Source organism: Parafrankia colletiae, assembly GCF_001854655.1.
In the GTDB taxonomy this organism is placed as follows: domain Bacteria; phylum Actinomycetota; class Actinomycetes; order Frankiales; family Frankiaceae; genus Parafrankia; species Parafrankia colletiae.
This window is the reverse complement of sequence record NZ_MBLM01000108.1, coordinates 294,222-309,145: the sequence shown is the minus strand read 5'-3', so window position 1 is coordinate 309,145 and position 14,924 is coordinate 294,222. Positions and strand designations below refer to the sequence as shown.

At 69.6% G+C, this 14,924-nt stretch carries 11 protein-coding genes; 1 reads left to right on the top strand and 10 read right to left on the bottom strand.

Annotation, left to right across the window (positions count from 1 at the left end; genetic code table 11):
- Window positions 1–251 precede the first annotated feature (251 nt).
- On the top strand, window positions 252–983 hold the full coding sequence (gene mug, locus CC117_RS12435; RefSeq protein ID WP_071083866.1) for a G/U mismatch-specific DNA glycosylase: 732 nt from the start codon (window positions 252–254) through the stop codon (window positions 981–983).
- Window positions 984–1,042: 59 nt separating this feature from the next.
- On the opposite strand, the gene CC117_RS12430 is transcribed toward mug, so the two are convergent.
- From CC117_RS12430 to secE, 10 genes are all read right to left on the bottom strand, one after another.
- Window positions 1,043–1,480: a PIN domain-containing protein gene (locus tag CC117_RS12430; RefSeq protein WP_071083865.1), complete on the bottom strand. Its 438-nt coding sequence runs from the start codon at window positions 1,478–1,480 to the stop codon at window positions 1,043–1,045.
- Window positions 1,477–1,776: a type II toxin-antitoxin system CcdA family antitoxin gene (locus tag CC117_RS12425; protein WP_018638479.1), complete on the bottom strand. Its 300-nt coding sequence runs from the start codon at window positions 1,774–1,776 to the stop codon at window positions 1,477–1,479. The genes CC117_RS12430 and CC117_RS12425 overlap by 4 nt, the downstream gene beginning before the upstream one ends.
- A gap of 174 nt (window positions 1,777–1,950) precedes the next feature.
- Window positions 1,951–5,841, bottom strand: a complete 3,891-nt coding sequence (locus CC117_RS12420) for a DNA-directed RNA polymerase subunit beta' (RefSeq protein ID WP_071083864.1) — start codon at window positions 5,839–5,841, stop codon at window positions 1,951–1,953.
- Between the two features lie 207 nt (window positions 5,842–6,048).
- Window positions 6,049–9,474, bottom strand: a complete 3,426-nt coding sequence (gene rpoB, locus CC117_RS12415; protein WP_071083863.1) for a DNA-directed RNA polymerase subunit beta — start codon at window positions 9,472–9,474, stop codon at window positions 6,049–6,051.
- Between the two features lie 1,211 nt (window positions 9,475–10,685).
- Window positions 10,686–11,078 (bottom strand): 50S ribosomal protein L7/L12, encoded by a 393-nt coding sequence (gene rplL / locus CC117_RS12410; protein ID WP_071083862.1) that lies wholly within the window; start codon window positions 11,076–11,078, stop codon window positions 10,686–10,688.
- A gap of 180 nt (window positions 11,079–11,258) precedes the next feature.
- Window positions 11,259–11,825: a 50S ribosomal protein L10 gene (gene rplJ, locus CC117_RS12405; RefSeq protein WP_071083861.1), complete on the bottom strand. Its 567-nt coding sequence runs from the start codon at window positions 11,823–11,825 to the stop codon at window positions 11,259–11,261.
- Between the two features lie 458 nt (window positions 11,826–12,283).
- Window positions 12,284–12,997: a 50S ribosomal protein L1 gene (gene rplA, locus CC117_RS12400; protein ID WP_071083860.1), complete on the bottom strand. Its 714-nt coding sequence runs from the start codon at window positions 12,995–12,997 to the stop codon at window positions 12,284–12,286.
- Window positions 12,998–13,158: 161 nt separating this feature from the next.
- Window positions 13,159–13,593 carry a 50S ribosomal protein L11 gene (gene rplK / locus CC117_RS12395; protein ID WP_071083859.1) on the bottom strand — a complete coding sequence of 145 codons (435 nt, stop codon included), beginning with the start codon at window positions 13,591–13,593 and terminating at the stop codon, window positions 13,159–13,161.
- Window positions 13,594–13,628: 35 nt separating this feature from the next.
- Window positions 13,629–14,411, bottom strand: a complete 783-nt coding sequence (gene nusG, locus CC117_RS12390) for a transcription termination/antitermination protein NusG (protein ID WP_071083858.1) — start codon at window positions 14,409–14,411, stop codon at window positions 13,629–13,631.
- Window positions 14,412–14,645: 234 nt separating this feature from the next.
- Window positions 14,646–14,909, bottom strand: a complete 264-nt coding sequence (secE, locus tag CC117_RS12385) for a preprotein translocase subunit SecE (protein WP_018638487.1) — start codon at window positions 14,907–14,909, stop codon at window positions 14,646–14,648.
- Window positions 14,910–14,924 lie beyond the last annotated feature (15 nt).

Here is a 14,924-nt window from a genome sequence, read left to right as displayed (position 1 = left end):
ATCACCCGACGACCACGACACCCCGCGCTCGGCAACAGACGGCCTGCCTGCGTCTTCCCATCGCGCTGCGCGACCGGCGCCCACACGGCGTGCCGCAGGTGTGCTGCCGGCGTGTTTCCACCGTGCTGCCCATGAGCGATGCCGGCTGGTAACACCGGACATCCTTCGCGCCGAACGCCCGCGAACCGCCCCCGGCCGCCGCGTACGCCCGGGTGCAGCGGGTTTCGAGGGTCCCGTCGAGCCCTGTACCCATGGTGGAGAAGGATGTGTCCGTGTCCAGTTCCCCGCAGCCGTCCCCGCCTGCGGCTGCCCGGCCGGTGGTCGCGGCCCGGTCCGGCTCCGACCTGCGCGATGCGCGCGATGCGCGCGGCCGCCCGACCCGGCCCGGCCGCGCGGAGCTGCTGGCCGCCTACGGCACGACCGTCCCCGATCTGGTCGGGTCCGAGACCCGGGTGCTGCTGTGCGGCATCAACCCGTCCCTGGAGTCCGGGGCGACCGGGTTCCACTTCGGGACACCGAGCAACCGTCTCTGGCCGGTCCTGCATCTGGCCGGGTTCACCTCCCGCCGGCTGCACCCCTCGGAGACCGACGAGCTGCGGGCCCGCGGCATCGGCATCACGAACCTGGTGCACCGTGCCACCGCGCGGGCGGACGAGATCGACGACGACGAGGTGCGGGCGGGCGTCCCGGTACTCACCACGCTGGTCGAGCGGATCCGGCCCGACTGGGTCGCGTTCCTGGGCCTCGCCGCCTACCGGATCGGCTTCGGTCGGAGGACGGCGAAGGTGGGCCGCCAGCCGGAGCGCCTCGGGCCGGCCGGCGTGTGGCTGCTGCCCAACCCCAGCGGCCTCAACGCCCACTATCAGCTCCCCGACCTGGTGAGGGTCTACGGCGAGCTCCACGAGGCGGCGTACGGGCCGGGCACCCGGTCATCGTCCGGTGGAACGGGGTCTGACGTCTCGGCGCCTCCAGAGGCCACCTGAAGGACCATGGCCACCCCGCCCAGGGGGTACGACGCCCGGTCGCGGGCTGACCGGCACGGTCAGGACCTGCCGCGGCCACCGGGGCTGGCGAGAGGCTCGACGGCGACGGTCGGATAGGGGCCCGCGAGCCGGGCCAGGTCGGCCGGGTCACCGGTGAGGATCACCCCGCCACCGCCCTCCACCGCCGCGGCCACCGCGTGGGCGTCGGCGAGGTACCGGGAGCCGAGGCCGGCCTGGGCGAGCACCGCGCCGGCAAGCCGGGCCATCGACCGGTCGGTGTCCCGCAGGCTCAGCGCGTCGGCATCCCGGGCCAGCAGGGCGTCCACGGCGGCGCTGCGGCCCGCGCCGCGGTAGAGCTCGGCCAGCACGATGGTGGGCACCACGACGTCGCGCTGCAGCCGGATGGCGGCCCGCATCGAGTTACGGACCTGGCCACGACTGTGATGGTCACGGTGGAGCAGTGCGTTGACCGCCTCCGCGTCCAGCACGAGCCTCACGCCGAAGGCCCGCCGAGCAGGCGCATGTACCGCTCGGTCTCCTCCTCGTCCGCGGCCGGGTCGCGCCCGGGAGCCTCGGCGTCGAGGCGGTCGACGAGCGCCTCGAGGGCCCGCTGACGCCGGCGGCGGTCGAGCTCGCCGCGCAGGGCGAGGTTCACCTGGGCGGAGAGGTTCTCCCCCGCGGCTTCCAGCTCGGCGACCAGGTCGGCGTCCAGCGTGATCGACACCTTGCGCTTCGCCGGCAGACCGGAGCCGCCTGGCGGGAGCCTGCCCACCGTCATCACCGCCAGAGTCATGGATAAATCCTACTGTGATCCTACCGTGATCCCACCGGCCGATCACTCTCCCTTCCCGGCAACGCGAACGGCCCGGTGTGTCCGCATGCGGCGGACACACCGGGCCGTGGCGAGATCAGACGAACCAGGACTGTCGCGCCGGGTGGGTCGGTCGACCCACCCGGCGCGGCTGGGTCAGCGGTAGTCGCCCGAGCTGCGGTAGTCGAACTCGTCCAGCGGAACGGCCTGGCCGGAGCCGGTACCGAACGCGCCGTACTCGACCGAGCCGCCGTCCTCGTAGCCACTGACCGAGTACATCGCCGCCCGTGCCTCGTCGGTCGGCTCCACCCGGATGTTGCGGTACCGGGAGATGCCGGTACCGGCCGGGATGAGCTTGCCGATGATGACGTTCTCCTTGAGGCCGACCAGCGAGTCCGAGCGGGCGTTGATCGCCGCGTCGGTGAGCACCCTGGTCGTCTCCTGGAAGGACGCCGCCGACAGCCACGACTCGGTGGCCAACGAGGCCTTGGTGATGCCCATGAGCACCGGGCGGGCCGAGGCCGGCTGGCCGCCGGTCTCCACCACGCGGCGGTTCTCAGCCTCGAACCGGGCGCGCTCGACGAGCTCGCCGGGCAGCAGCGCGGTCTCCCCCGACTCCAGCACGTTCACCCGCTTGAGCATCTGGCGGATGATGATCTCGATGTGCTTGTCGTGGATCGACACACCCTGCGACCGGTACACCTCCTGCACCTGGTCGACCAGGTGCAGCTGCACCTGGCGCGGGCCGAGGATGCGCAGCACCTCGTGCGGGTCGACCGCGCCGTCGATCAGCTGGGCGCCGACGTCGACCCGCTCGCCCTCGCGGACCCGCAGCCGGGAGCGGCGGGAGACCGGGTAGGCGATCTCCTCGCTGCCGTCGTCGGGGACGATGACGACCTTGAAGGTCTTCTCCGTCTCCTCGATCTTGACGCGGCCGACGACCTCGCTGATCGGGGCCTTGCCCTTGGGGCTACGGGCCTCGAACAGCTCGACGACACGGGGCAGACCCTGGGTGATGTCGTCACCGGCGACGCCACCGCTGTGGAAGGTACGCATCGTCAGCTGCGTACCCGGCTCACCGATCGACTGCGCGGCGACGATGCCGACGGCCTCGCCGACGTCCACCAGCTTGCCGGTGGCCAGCGAACGGCCGTAGCACTGCGCGCAGACACCCATCCGCGACTCGCAGGTGAGTGCGGAGCGGACCCGCACCGACTCGATCCCGGCCTCGATGATCTGGCCGATGACCACGTCGCCGGCGTCGGCGCCGCCCGGGACGACGACCTCGCCCTGGGCGTCGACGGCGTCGGAGGCGAGCGAGCGGGCGTACGCGGAGGTCTCCGCGTAGCGGTCCCGCACCAGCACCCCGTCCGGTCCCTTGCGGGCGATCCGGGTGAGGATGCCGCGCTCGGTTCCGCAGTCCTCCTCGCGGACGATGACGTCCTGGCTGACGTCCACCAGACGACGGGTCAGGTAACCCGAGTCGGCGGTCCGCAGGGCGGTGTCGGCGAGACCCTTACGAGCACCGTGCGTGGAGATGAAGTACTCGACGACGGTGAGGCCCTCACGGAAGTTCGCCTTGATCGGCCGCGGGATGATCTCACCCTTGGGGTTGGAGACCAGTCCACGCATACCGGCGAGCTGCCGGATCTGCATCATGTTTCCGGCGGCCCCGGAGTTGACCAGCGTGTAGACCGGGTTGGTCTCCGGGAAGTTCGCCTCCATGGCCTCGGCGATCTTGTTCGTCGCCTCGGTCCAGATCTGCACCAGTTCGCTGCGGCGTTCCTCGTCGGAGAGGAAACCGCGGCCGAACTGCTTCTCGACCCGCTCGGCCCGCTGCTCGTACTCGTCGAGGATCTGGGCCTTGTTCGGCGGTGCCACGACGTCCTCGATCGCGACCGTCACACCGGACCGGGTGGCCCAGTAGAAACCGGCGCTCTTGAGGGCGTCCAGCGTCGCGGCGACCTGGATCTTCGGGTACCGCTCGGCGAGGTCGTTGACGATCGCCGCCTGGGCCTTCTTGTTCAGCTGGGCGTTGATGAAGGGGTAGCCCTCCGGCAGCGCCTCGTTGAGCAGGCAGCGCCCGAACGTGGTCTCCAGGGTGAACGGGTCCCCCGGCAGCCAGTCGGCGGGCGGCGTCCACTCGGTCGGCGGCGTGCTCTCCCGCAGCCGGACCTGGATCCGGGCCTGCAGCCCGATCTCACGCGCGTYGAAGGCCATCTGCGCCTCGGCCACGCTGGAGAAGTAGCGGCCCTGGCCGAGTTCGTCATTGGTGATCCGGGACAGGTGGAACACCCCGGTCACCATGTCGAGGCTCGGCATCGCCAGCGGACGCCCCGACGCCGGCGAGAGGATGTTGTTGCTCGACAGCATCAGGATCCGGGCCTCGGCCTGCGCCTCCGCGGACAGCGGCAGGTGCACGGCCATCTGGTCACCGTCGAAGTCGGCGTTGAAGGCGGTACAGACCAGCGGGTGGATCTGGATGGCCTTGCCCTCGACCAGCTGCGGCTCGAACGCCTGGATGCCGAGACGGTGCAGGGTCGGCGCCCGGTTGAGCAGCACGGGATGCTCGGTGATGACCTCTTCGAGCACGTCCCACACGACGGGGCGGGCCCGCTCGACCATGCGCTTGGCCGACTTGATGTTCTGCGCGTGGTTGAGGTCGACCAGCCGCTTCATCACGAACGGCTTGAACAGCTCCAGCGCCATCTGCTTCGGCAGCCCGCACTGGTGCAGCTTGAGCTGCGGGCCGACGACGATGACCGAACGGCCGGAGTAGTCGACACGCTTGCCGAGCAGGTTCTGGCGGAACCGGCCCTGCTTGCCCTTGAGCATGTCGGACAGCGACTTGAGCGGGCGGTTGCCGGGCCCGGTGACGGGCCGGCCGCGGCGGCCGTTGTCGAACAGCGCGTCGACGGCCTCCTGCAGCATCCGCTTCTCGTTGTTGACGATGATCTCGGGCGCACCGAGGTCGAGCAGCCGCTTCAACCGGTTGTTCCGGTTGATCACCCGGCGGTACAGGTCGTTCAGGTCGGACGTCGCGAAGCGGCCACCGTCGAGCTGCACCATCGGGCGCAGGTCCGGCGGGATGACCGGGACGCAGTCGAGCACCATCCCCATCGGGGAGTTGCGGGTGTTCAGGAACGCCGAGACGACCTTGAGCCGCTTGAGCGCACGGGCCTTCTTCTGCCCCTTGCCACTGCGGATGGTCTCCCGCAGCGACTCCGCCTCGGCGGCCAGGTCGAAGTCGGCGAGCCGGCGCTGCAGCGCCTCGGCTCCCATGCCGCCCTCGAAGTACTGGCCGAACCGGTCGCGCAGCTCGCGGAAGAGCAGCTCGTCGGGCTCCAGGTCCTGGACCTTCATGCCCTTGAAGCGATCGAAGACCCGCTCGAGGTCGTCGATCTTGCGCTGGGAGCGGTCGCGGATCTGGCGCATCTCGCGCTCCGCCGACTCACGCACCTTGCGGCGGGCGTCGCCCTTGGCCCCTTCGGCCTCGAGCTGCGCGAGGTCCTCCTCCAGCTTGCGCTGGCGGGTCTCGACATCGGCGTTCTTCTTGTCCTCGAGCTGCTGCTTCTCGACCCCGATCCGGGCCTCGAGCGTCGGCAGATCGCGGTGCCGGGAGTCGATGTCGACCTTGGTGATCATGTACGCGGCGAAGTAGATGACCTTCTCGAGGTCCTTCGGCGCGAGGTCGAGCAGGTAGCCGAGTCGGCTCGGCACACCCTTGAAGTACCAGATGTGGGTGACGGGAGCGGCGAGCTCGATGTGGCCCATCCGCTCGCGGCGCACCTTGGCGCGCGTGACCTCGACGCCACAGCGCTCACAGATGATGCCCTTGAACCGGACCCGCTTGTACTTCCCGCAGTAGCACTCCCAGTCCCGGGTGGGACCGAAGATCTTCTCGCAGAAGAGTCCGTCCTTCTCCGGCTTGAGGGTGCGGTAGTTGATCGTCTCCGGCTTCTTGACCTCACCGAACGACCACTGGCGGATGTCGTCCGCGGTGGCCAGGCCGATGCGCAGCTCGTCGAAGAAGTTGACGTCCAGCAAGACTGTCGCCTGCTCTCTCTTTCTCAGTCGGGACGCTGCCGGGGCCCCCGGTCGGCGCCGGTGGGCGCCGGGCCGGGTGGCACGAGTGGACGGGGGCGGGGGCCCGCCGGAACCGGCCGTGGCCGGTCGGTGCGGGTGCCTGGTGGGCGTGGGCCTGGCGGGCATGTGCCGCCCGGCCCGCCGCTACCGGGCGGGCCCCCCGTCACGTCAGACCTCTTCGACGCTGCTCGGCTCACGCCGCGACAGATCGATACCGAGCTCCTCCGCCGCGCGGAAGACGTCCTCGTCGGTGTCCCGCATCTCGATCGAGACGCCGTCGCTGGACAACACCTCGACGTTGAGGCACAGCGACTGCATCTCCTTGATGAGGACCTTGAACGACTCCGGGATACCGGGTTCCGGGATGTTCTCGCCCTTGACGATGGCTTCGTAGACCTTCACACGGCCCACGACGTCGTCGGACTTGATCGTCAGCAGTTCCTGCAGGGCGTAGGCGGCGCCGTACGCCTCCAGCGCCCACACCTCCATCTCACCGAACCGCTGGCCACCGAACTGCGCCTTACCACCGAGCGGCTGCTGCGTGATCATCGAGTAGGGGCCGGTCGACCGGGCGTGGATCTTGTCGTCGACCAGGTGCAGGAGCTTGAGGATGTAGATGTAACCGACCGCCACCGGGTACGGGTACGGCTCGCCGGTCCGGCCGTCGTACAGCTCGGCCTTGCCGGAGGAACCGATCATCTGCTGGCCGTCCCGGTTCGGCAGGGTGGCGTCCAGCAGACCGGTGATCTCCTCCTCGCGGGCGCCGTCGAACACCGGCGTCGCCACGTTCGTCCCGGGGGGGGCGGCGTCGGCGCCGATACCGCGCAGGCGCTCCTTCCAGCCCTCCGTGCCCGAGTCGACCTGCCAGCCGGTCTTGGCGACCCACCCGAGGTGGGTCTCCAGGATCTGGCCGATGTTCATCCGGCGCGGCACGCCGTGCGGGTTCAGGACGACGTCCACCGCGGTGCCGTCGGGGAGGAAGGGCATGTCCTCCACCGGCAGGATCTTGGCGATGACGCCCTTGTTGCCGTGCCGGCCGGCGAGCTTGTCACCGTCGGTGATCTTCCGCTTCTGGGCCACGTAGACGCGGACCAGCTCGTTCACGCCCGGGGGCAGCTCGTCGCCGTCCTCGCGGGAGAACACACGGACACCGATGACCTTGCCGGAMTCGCCGTGCGGCACCTTCAGCGAGGTGTCGCGGACCTCTCGGGCCTTCTCACCGAAGATCGCGCGGAGCAGGCGCTCCTCCGGGGTCAGCTCGGTCTCACCCTTCGGGGTGACCTTGCCGACCAGCACGTCACCGGGCGACACCTCGGCGCCGATCCGGATGATGCCGCGCTCGTCGAGGTCGGCCAGGACCTCCTCGGCGACGTTCGGGATGTCCCGGGTGATCTCCTCCGGGCCCAGCTTGGTGTCCCGGGCGTCGACCTCGTGCTCCTCGATGTGGATCGAGGAGAGGACGTCGTCCTGGACCAGCCGCTGGGAGAGGATGATCGCGTCCTCGTAGTTGTGCCCCTCCCACGGCATGAAGGCGACGAGCAGGTTCTTGCCCAGCGCCATCTCGCCGTTGTCGGTGCACGGGCCGTCCGCGATGACCTGGCCGGCCTCGACCCGGTCCCCCTCGAACACGATCGGCTTCTGGTTGATGCAGGTGCCCTGGTTCGACCGGCGGAACTTCGCCAGCCGGTAGGTGCGCCGTGTGCCGTCGTCGTGCATGACGGTGATGTAGTCGGCCGACAGGTCCTCGACCACGCCGGCCTGGGCGCAGACGACGACGTCGCCGGCGTCCTTGGCCGCCCGGGCCTCCATGCCGGTGCCGACCAGCGGAGCCTCGGAGCGGAGCAGCGGAACCGACTGACGCTGCATGTTCGAACCCATCAGGGCCCGGTTGGCGTCGTCGTGCTCGAGGAACGGGATCATGGCCGTCGCGACGGACACCATCTGCCGCGGCGAGACGTCCATGTAGTCGACCTCGTCCGGCGGGATGAACTCGACCTCACCGCCCTTGCGGCGGACCAGGACGCGGTCCTCGGCGAACGTGCCGTCCGCGTTCAGCGGGGTGTTCGCCTGCGCCTTGACGTGCCGGTCCTCCTCGTCCGCGGTCAGGTAGTCGATCTGGCCGGTGACCCGGCCGTTCTCCACCTTGCGGTACGGGGTCTCGACGAAGCCGAACGGGTTGACCCGCGCGAACGTCGACAGCGAGCCGATCAGGCCGATGTTCGGGCCTTCCGGCGTCTCGATCGGGCACATCCGGCCGTAGTGGCTGGGGTGCACGTCGCGGACCTCGAAGCCGGCCCGCTCCCGGGACAGACCGCCGGGGCCCAGCGCCGACAGGCGGCGCTTGTGGGTCAGGCCGGCCAGCGGGTTGGTCTGGTCCATGAACTGGGAGAGCTGGCTGGTGCCGAAGAACTCCTTGATGGAGGCGACGACCGGCCGGATGTTGATCAGGGTCTGCGGCGTGATCGCCTCGACGTCCTGCGTGGTCATGCGCTCACGGACGACGCGCTCCATCCGGGCCAGGCCGAGCCGGACCTGGTTCTGGATGAGCTCGCCGACGGTGCGCAGCCGCCGGTTGCCGAAGTGGTCGATGTCGTCGACCTCGTAGTTGTCCTGGTCCTGGCCGGCGTGCAGCTTGACGATGTACTCGATCGTCCGGACCACGTCGTCCTCGGTGAGGACGCCGACGTCGTGCGCGACCTCGAGAGTCAGCTTCTTGTTCACCTTGTAGCGGCCGACCTTGGCCAGGTCGTAACGCTTCGGGTTGAAGAAGAGGTTCTCCAGCAGGGTCTGCGCCGACTCCCGCGTCGGCGGCTCGCCCGGGCGGAGCTTGCGGTAGATGTCGAGCAGGGCGTCGTCCTGGCTCGAGGTGTGGTCCTTCTCCAGGGTGACCCGCATCGACGGGAAGTCGCCGAACCGCTCCAGGATGCGAGCCTCGTCCCAGCCCAGCGCCTTGAGCAGCACGGTGACCGACTGGCGGCGCTTGCGGTCGATGCGCACACCGACGGTGTCGCGCTTGTCGATCTCGAACTCGAGCCAGGCGCCTCGCGAGGGGATCACCTTGCAGGAGAACAGATCCTTGTCGGATGCCTTGTCGATCGCCTTCTCGAAGTAGACACCCGGGGACCGGACGAGCTGGCTGACCACCACGCGCTCGGTGCCGTTGATGACGAACGTGCCCTTCGGGGTCATGAGCGGGAAGTCGCCCATGAACACCGTCTGGCTCTTGATCTCACCGGTGGTGTTGTTGGTGAACTCGGCGGTGACGAACAGCGGCGCCGAGAAGGTCATGTCCTTGTCCTTGCACTCCTCGACGGAGTACTTGGGCGGCTCGAACCTGTGATCCCGGAAGGACAGGGACATCGAGCCGGAGAAGTCCTCGATCGGAGAGATCTCCTCGAAGACCTCCTCGAGCCCGGAGGTGATGGGGACGTCGTCCCTACCGGCGTCGATAGCCTCCTGGACCCGCTCCGCCCAGACGTCGTTACCGATCAGCCAATCAAAGGACTGCGTCTGCAGGGCGAGAAGATCCGGGACCTCGAGAGGCTCGATGATCTTTGCGAACGAGATGCGGGGGGCGGAACGCGAGGCGGCCAAGGTGGTCCTTCCGGTGGCCTGATCGTGGGGCTGGCGTCGCGGATGTCAAGGATCCGTTTGGGGGTGGTCAGGTGATCAGTGTCTCGCTACGGTTATGCGGAACATCGGCGGGGGGTACCCCGGCAATGCGAGGATCCCGAGGTGAGGACTCCTTCGCCGCTGCGGTGATCCGCCGGACGGCGCTCGCCCTCGCGGACGCCGACGCGGCCGTGCGGTCGAGCCGTGCAGAACGGGGCGGGGCAGGCGTCCACGCGGGGCCCGTACCGACCACACAGGGCCGGATCCGGGCGCGACGAAGCCGCCGCGGGTCTGATCGGCAGGCGCGGGGAACGTCCACGCGCCGCCGGCGCGGCGATCTCAGATCGACGTGTCGGTGCAAGGGCGAGAAGTCTCGTTCGGGTCTCGATGCGGACAGCCGGGCCGCCGTGCTCACTGACGAGGCACGACCACGCCGCTCTCGCGTCACCCCGAACCCGCTGAGGCGGCAGGTGCTCGGCCGTTGGCCAGAGGACCGCGGACCGCCCCGCGGCGCGAACCCGATCACCCGAAGGGGCCGGATCCCGATGTCGAACGTGTTACCGACGAGCCCGATGCAACGAGAAAGACAGCGCAAACTAGCAGTGTAGCCGAAGGCTTCACTGCTGGCAAGGACGAGGCATCGGTACGTCGCGCGCTGCTTCCCTACGAAGGTTCGCGAAATGATGGAACTCCGTTGCCCGGGAGCTCGTCAAGGTCTCAGAGGCAACATCGTCACGAGCGCGATCCCCTGCTCGGCAGGATCCCCCGCCCCCGGCTCCCTCGCCAGCCCGGCCGCCCCGCCCCGCGACGGCACATCGGCCGATCACGGACATGCGGCGTGAAAAGGCCATTCGTGCATGAGTCCGGCGATCCGGGCAGCTCGGACAGGCGGCCGCAGCGCCCGGCGGCACGCGCCGATGATCCGCACCTTCGGCCGCACGGGCCCCGCGGCCGACCAGCGGACGTCACCTAGGTCTTACCACCCATGGCGCCCCGTGCCGGGCTCTGACGCGGCCTGCCGGTAACGACGAAGCCCCGCCCCGGAGAGCCGGGGCGGGGCTTCGATGCGTTCTGGTCGGGCAGCCGGGGCCCGACCGGGCGGCCCGGCACGGGAGCCCAGGTGCGCGCGTCTCGGCGCCCGCCCCGAAGGTGCTCCCTGCCGGACCTGGGTGCCACGATCGGCACCCGGGGAACTACTTGACGGTGACCGAGGCGCCAGCGCCCTCGAGGGCTGCCTTGGCCTTCTCCGCGGCCTCCTTGGCGACCTTCTCCAGGACGGGCTTGGGCGCGCCGTCGACGAGGTCCTTGGCCTCCTTGAGGCCCAGGCTCGTGAGCGCGCGGACCTCCTTGATGACCTGGATCTTCTTGTCGCCGACGGACTCCAGGATCACGTCGAACTCGTCCTGCTCCTCGACGGCGGCGGCCTCGCCGCCGGCGCCACCGGCAGCCGGGGCGGCCGCGACGGCGACCGGCGCGGCCGCGGTCACGCCGAAGGTGTCCTCGAACTGCTTCACGAACTCGGAGAGCTCCAGGAGGGTCATCTCCTTGAACGCGTCGAGCAGCTCGGTGGTCGAAAGCTTCGCCATGGTGGCGGTTCCTTCCTTGTCATGCCGGTCAGATGAACCGGCGCCCGGTCGGCCGGGCATTCGTCAGAGGTGTGGTCCGTGGTGGGCGGCCCGAGGTGGGTCAGGCCACCCGGTGCAGATCAGGTCGCCCGCGCCGGATCCCTGGGATCGATCGGATCCGGCGCATCGAGCGGAGATCGCTCAGGCGTCGACGGCGACGGCCGGCTCGGCGGCAGCCGGCTCCGCGCCAGCCGCCTCCTGCCGCTGCGCGCGCAACGCCTCGCTGAGCCGGGCGACCTGCGACAGCGGGGCCGCGAACAGGCCGACAGCCTTCGCCAGGGAGCCGTTCATCGCGCCGGCCAGCTTGGCCAGCAGGACCTCGCGGGACTCCAGGTCTGCGAGCTTGCGGATCTCCTCCGCGGACAGTGCCTTGCCCTCGACGACGCCGCCCTTGACGATCAGGGCCGGGTTGGCGCGGGCGAAGTCCCGCAGACCCTTCGCCGCCTCGACCGGGTCGCCGCCGACGAAGGCGACGGCCGTCGGGCCGACGAGCAGGTCGTCGAGGCCGGACACACCGGCCTGCGCTGCAGCGATCTTGGTGAGGGTGTTCTTGACCACCGCGTACCGGGTGGTCTCGCCGAGCGCGCGACGCAGCTCGGTGAGCTGGCTCACCGTGAGGCCGCGGTACTCCGTCAGCACCGCGGCGGTCGAACCACGGAACTCCTCGGCGATCTCCGCCACGGCGGCGGTCTTCTCCGAGTTCGCCATCGGGCTCCTTCAGGGGTCGGCCGGCCATGCCGACAGGCCTCGGAAACGACGAACGCCCCGGCGCAGAGGCGCGGGGCGTCAGAGATCCGACGGCGTCCTGAAGGCTGCCGACCACCCTGGTGGGAGACAACGATCCTGACGGTCTTCATGGCGACTTCCCGTTCGCCACCTGCGCGGGTCGCCCGGGAATCCCGAGCCTTCGGCCTCCAACCTTTCGGGCCCGGCAGCTGCCGGGATCCTGGAGAGGTGGAGAACGACCAGCGGTCTTCGGTGTGGAACTGTTGGTCATCCTAGCAGGCTCCGCAGGCGGAACAACGGTGGCCGCACCAGCATCAGCACCAGCACCAGCACCAGCACCGACGAACGCACAAGGGGCCGTACCGCGAACGGTACGGCCCCTGCGTCGTCATTCCATGCCCCGCCCCGTCACGGGGGCGAGAGCAGACCCCGCCTCCCGGTCAGGCCGGGGTCTCCTCCAGGAGGTTACGGGTCCGGTTCGGGTCCACCGGGATGCCCGGGCCCATCGTGGTCGCGAAGGTGATCTTCTTCAGGTACCGCCCCTTGGCGGCCGACGGCTTCACCCGGACGATCTCGTCCAGCGCCACGGTGTAGTTCTCGATCAGCTGGTTCTCCGAGAAGCTGACCTTGCCGATGACGATGTGCAGGTTGCCCTGCTTGTCGACCCGGAAGTTGATCTTACCGCCCTTGATGTCGCCGACGACCTTGGCCACGTCGAGGGTGACCGTGCCGGTCTTCGGGTTGGGCATGAGACCGCGCGGGCCGAGGATACGGGCGATCCGGCCGACCTTCGCCATCTGGTCGGGCGTCGCGACGGTGGCGTCGAAGTCCAGGAAGCCCTCCTGGATCCGCGCGACGAGGTCGTCGCTGCCGACGACGTCGGCGCCGGCGGCGGTGGCCTCCGCGGCCTTCTCACCGGCGGCGAAGACGGCGACCCGCGGCGACTTGCCGGTGCCGTGCGGCAGGTTCACCGTGCCGCGGACCATCTGGTCGGCCTTGCGCGGGTCCACACCGAGGCGGATCGCGACCTCGACGGTCGCGTCGTACTTCGTCGAGGACGTCTCCCGGGCCAGCCGAGCGGCATCCAGCGGGCTGTACAGAGCGGTCAGATCGATCTTCTCGGCCGCGGCGCGGTATGCCTTGCTGCGCTTCATGAGTTCTCAGTTCTCCCTGTGGTGTTGGCGGGTCCGGTCCGCCGCCGAGCCGGGTCCACCCCGCCTCGTGCCGTCAGCCGGCCCTCCCACATCTGTGCAGGCCTGACCGCGGCGAGACGCCGCGGTGCCGTGCTCCACTCCGCGCTGCCGCGCGGAGGACCTCACTCGCCGACGGTGATACCCATCGACCGGGCGGTGCCCGCGATGATCTTCTCTGCCGCCTCGAGGGTGTTGGCGTTGAGATCCGGGAGCTTCGTCTGCGCGATCTCCCGGACCTGCGCCGGGGTCAGCTTCGCGACCTTCACCCGGTGCGGCGTGCCGCTGCCCTTGTCGACGCCGGCAGCCTTGAGGATCAGCCGCGCGGCGGGCGGGGTCTTGGTGACGAAGGTGAACGAGCGGTCGTCGTACACCGTGATCTCGACCGGCACGACGTTGCCGGTCTGCGACTCGGTGGCCGCGTTGTACTGCTTGCAGAACTCCATGATGTTGACGCCGTGCTGGCCCAGCGCGGGGCCGACCGGCGGCGCCGGGGTTGCCTTGCCGGCGTTGATCTGGAGCTTGATCAGCGCAGTGATCTTCTTCTTCTTGGGAGGCATCTGTTCGTCTTCCTACCGGAGTTCTACGGAGCGGATCAGATCTTCGCGACCTGGTTGAACTGCAGCTCGACCGGCGTCTCCCGACCAAAGATGGAGACGAGCACCTTCAGGCGCTGCGCGTCGAGGTTGATCTCGCTGATTGTGGCAGGCAGGGTGGCGAACGGGCCGTCCATGACCGTGACGGACTCCCCGACCTCGAACTCCTGGGCCTTGACCGTCTCGACCTTCTTCTCCTTCGGCGCAGCCGGCGCGAGGATGGAAACCACCTCTTCGCGGCGCAGCGGCGACGGCCGGTTCGTCAGGCCGACGAACCCGGTCACACCCGGCGTGTTCCGGACCGCCGACCAGGACTGGTCGGTGAGATCCATCCGGACGTAGATGTACCCGGGGTACTTCTTCTGCTGGACAAGCTGACGCTTGCCGTTCTTGACGACCGGGACCTCCTCGGTCGGCACCTCGATCTGGAAGATGTAGTCCTCCATGTTGAGGCTGGAGATCCGGGTCTCGAGGTTGGTCTTGACCTTGTTCTCGTAGCCGGCGTAGGAGTGCACCACGTACCACTCGCCGGGGGCCTCCTCCAACGCGCGGAGCAGGTCGTCCGCATCGTCGTCGGCGTCCGGGCCGGTTGCCGCGAGCGGCTCGGGCTGGGCCGAGGAGGGTGCCGAGCCGGCGTCGTCCGCCGGCTCCTCGTCGTCGGTGTCGGGTGCGGCCGCGGCATCCGTGCTCGCGACCTCGTCACGCTCGAACGCCGCAATGGGGTCGAGACGGTCGAGGGCCTCCCCCTGCTCGGAGGAGGCGTGCTCGGGAGACTGGGACACGCGGCCGATCCTTCTCTCGTGGACAGTGCGACTGTGGGTGGTTCTCTCATCGGCGGCCCTTGGCCCGGGGCGACGGTACGGCTGTGAGCCACGACCGCCCGCGGCACCCGGCCCGCCCCGCCGGGACGGACCATCGCCACACCGGGCGACCGAACGAACCCGGACCGGGCCAGGCGCCGAACCTCGCCGACGGTGACGTCGGCCCGGCCCCGGTGCCCGTGGCGGCTCCGGGTGTCAGCCGAAGACCGCGATGACCGCCTTCGTCAGGCCGAAGTCGAGGCTGGCCACGAAGGCCGTCATGACCGTGACGAAGACAAGCACCACGACCACGTAGGTGATCAGCTCGCTCCGACCCGGGTAGACGACCTTGCGAAGCTCCCCGATGACCTCGCGGACGAACTGACGAATCCTGCGGAGAATCGAGAACGGCGACCGACGACGGTCGGCCCGCGCGGACCGGTTGGCCCGCGGTGCCGCGTCACGCGTATCGGTCGCCACTCAGCTCCACCCACT

Excerpts from the sequence above, each read along its gene's own strand:
- rplJ (WP_071083861.1), bottom strand. The coding sequence starts at position 11,825 with ATGGCGAACTCGGAGAAGACCGCCGCCGTGGCGGAGATCGCCGAGGAG.
- mug (WP_071083866.1), top strand. The coding sequence starts at position 252 with ATGGTGGAGAAGGATGTGTCCGTGTCCAGTTCCCCGCAGCCGTCCCCG.
- CC117_RS12425 (WP_018638479.1), bottom strand. The coding sequence starts at position 1,776 with ATGACTCTGGCGGTGATGACGGTGGGCAGGCTCCCGCCAGGCGGCTCC.
- rplL (WP_071083862.1), bottom strand. The coding sequence starts at position 11,078 with ATGGCGAAGCTTTCGACCACCGAGCTGCTCGACGCGTTCAAGGAGATG.
- rplA (WP_071083860.1), bottom strand. The coding sequence starts at position 12,997 with ATGAAGCGCAGCAAGGCATACCGCGCCGCGGCCGAGAAGATCGATCTG.
- rplK (WP_071083859.1), bottom strand. The coding sequence starts at position 13,593 with ATGCCTCCCAAGAAGAAGAAGATCACTGCGCTGATCAAGCTCCAGATC.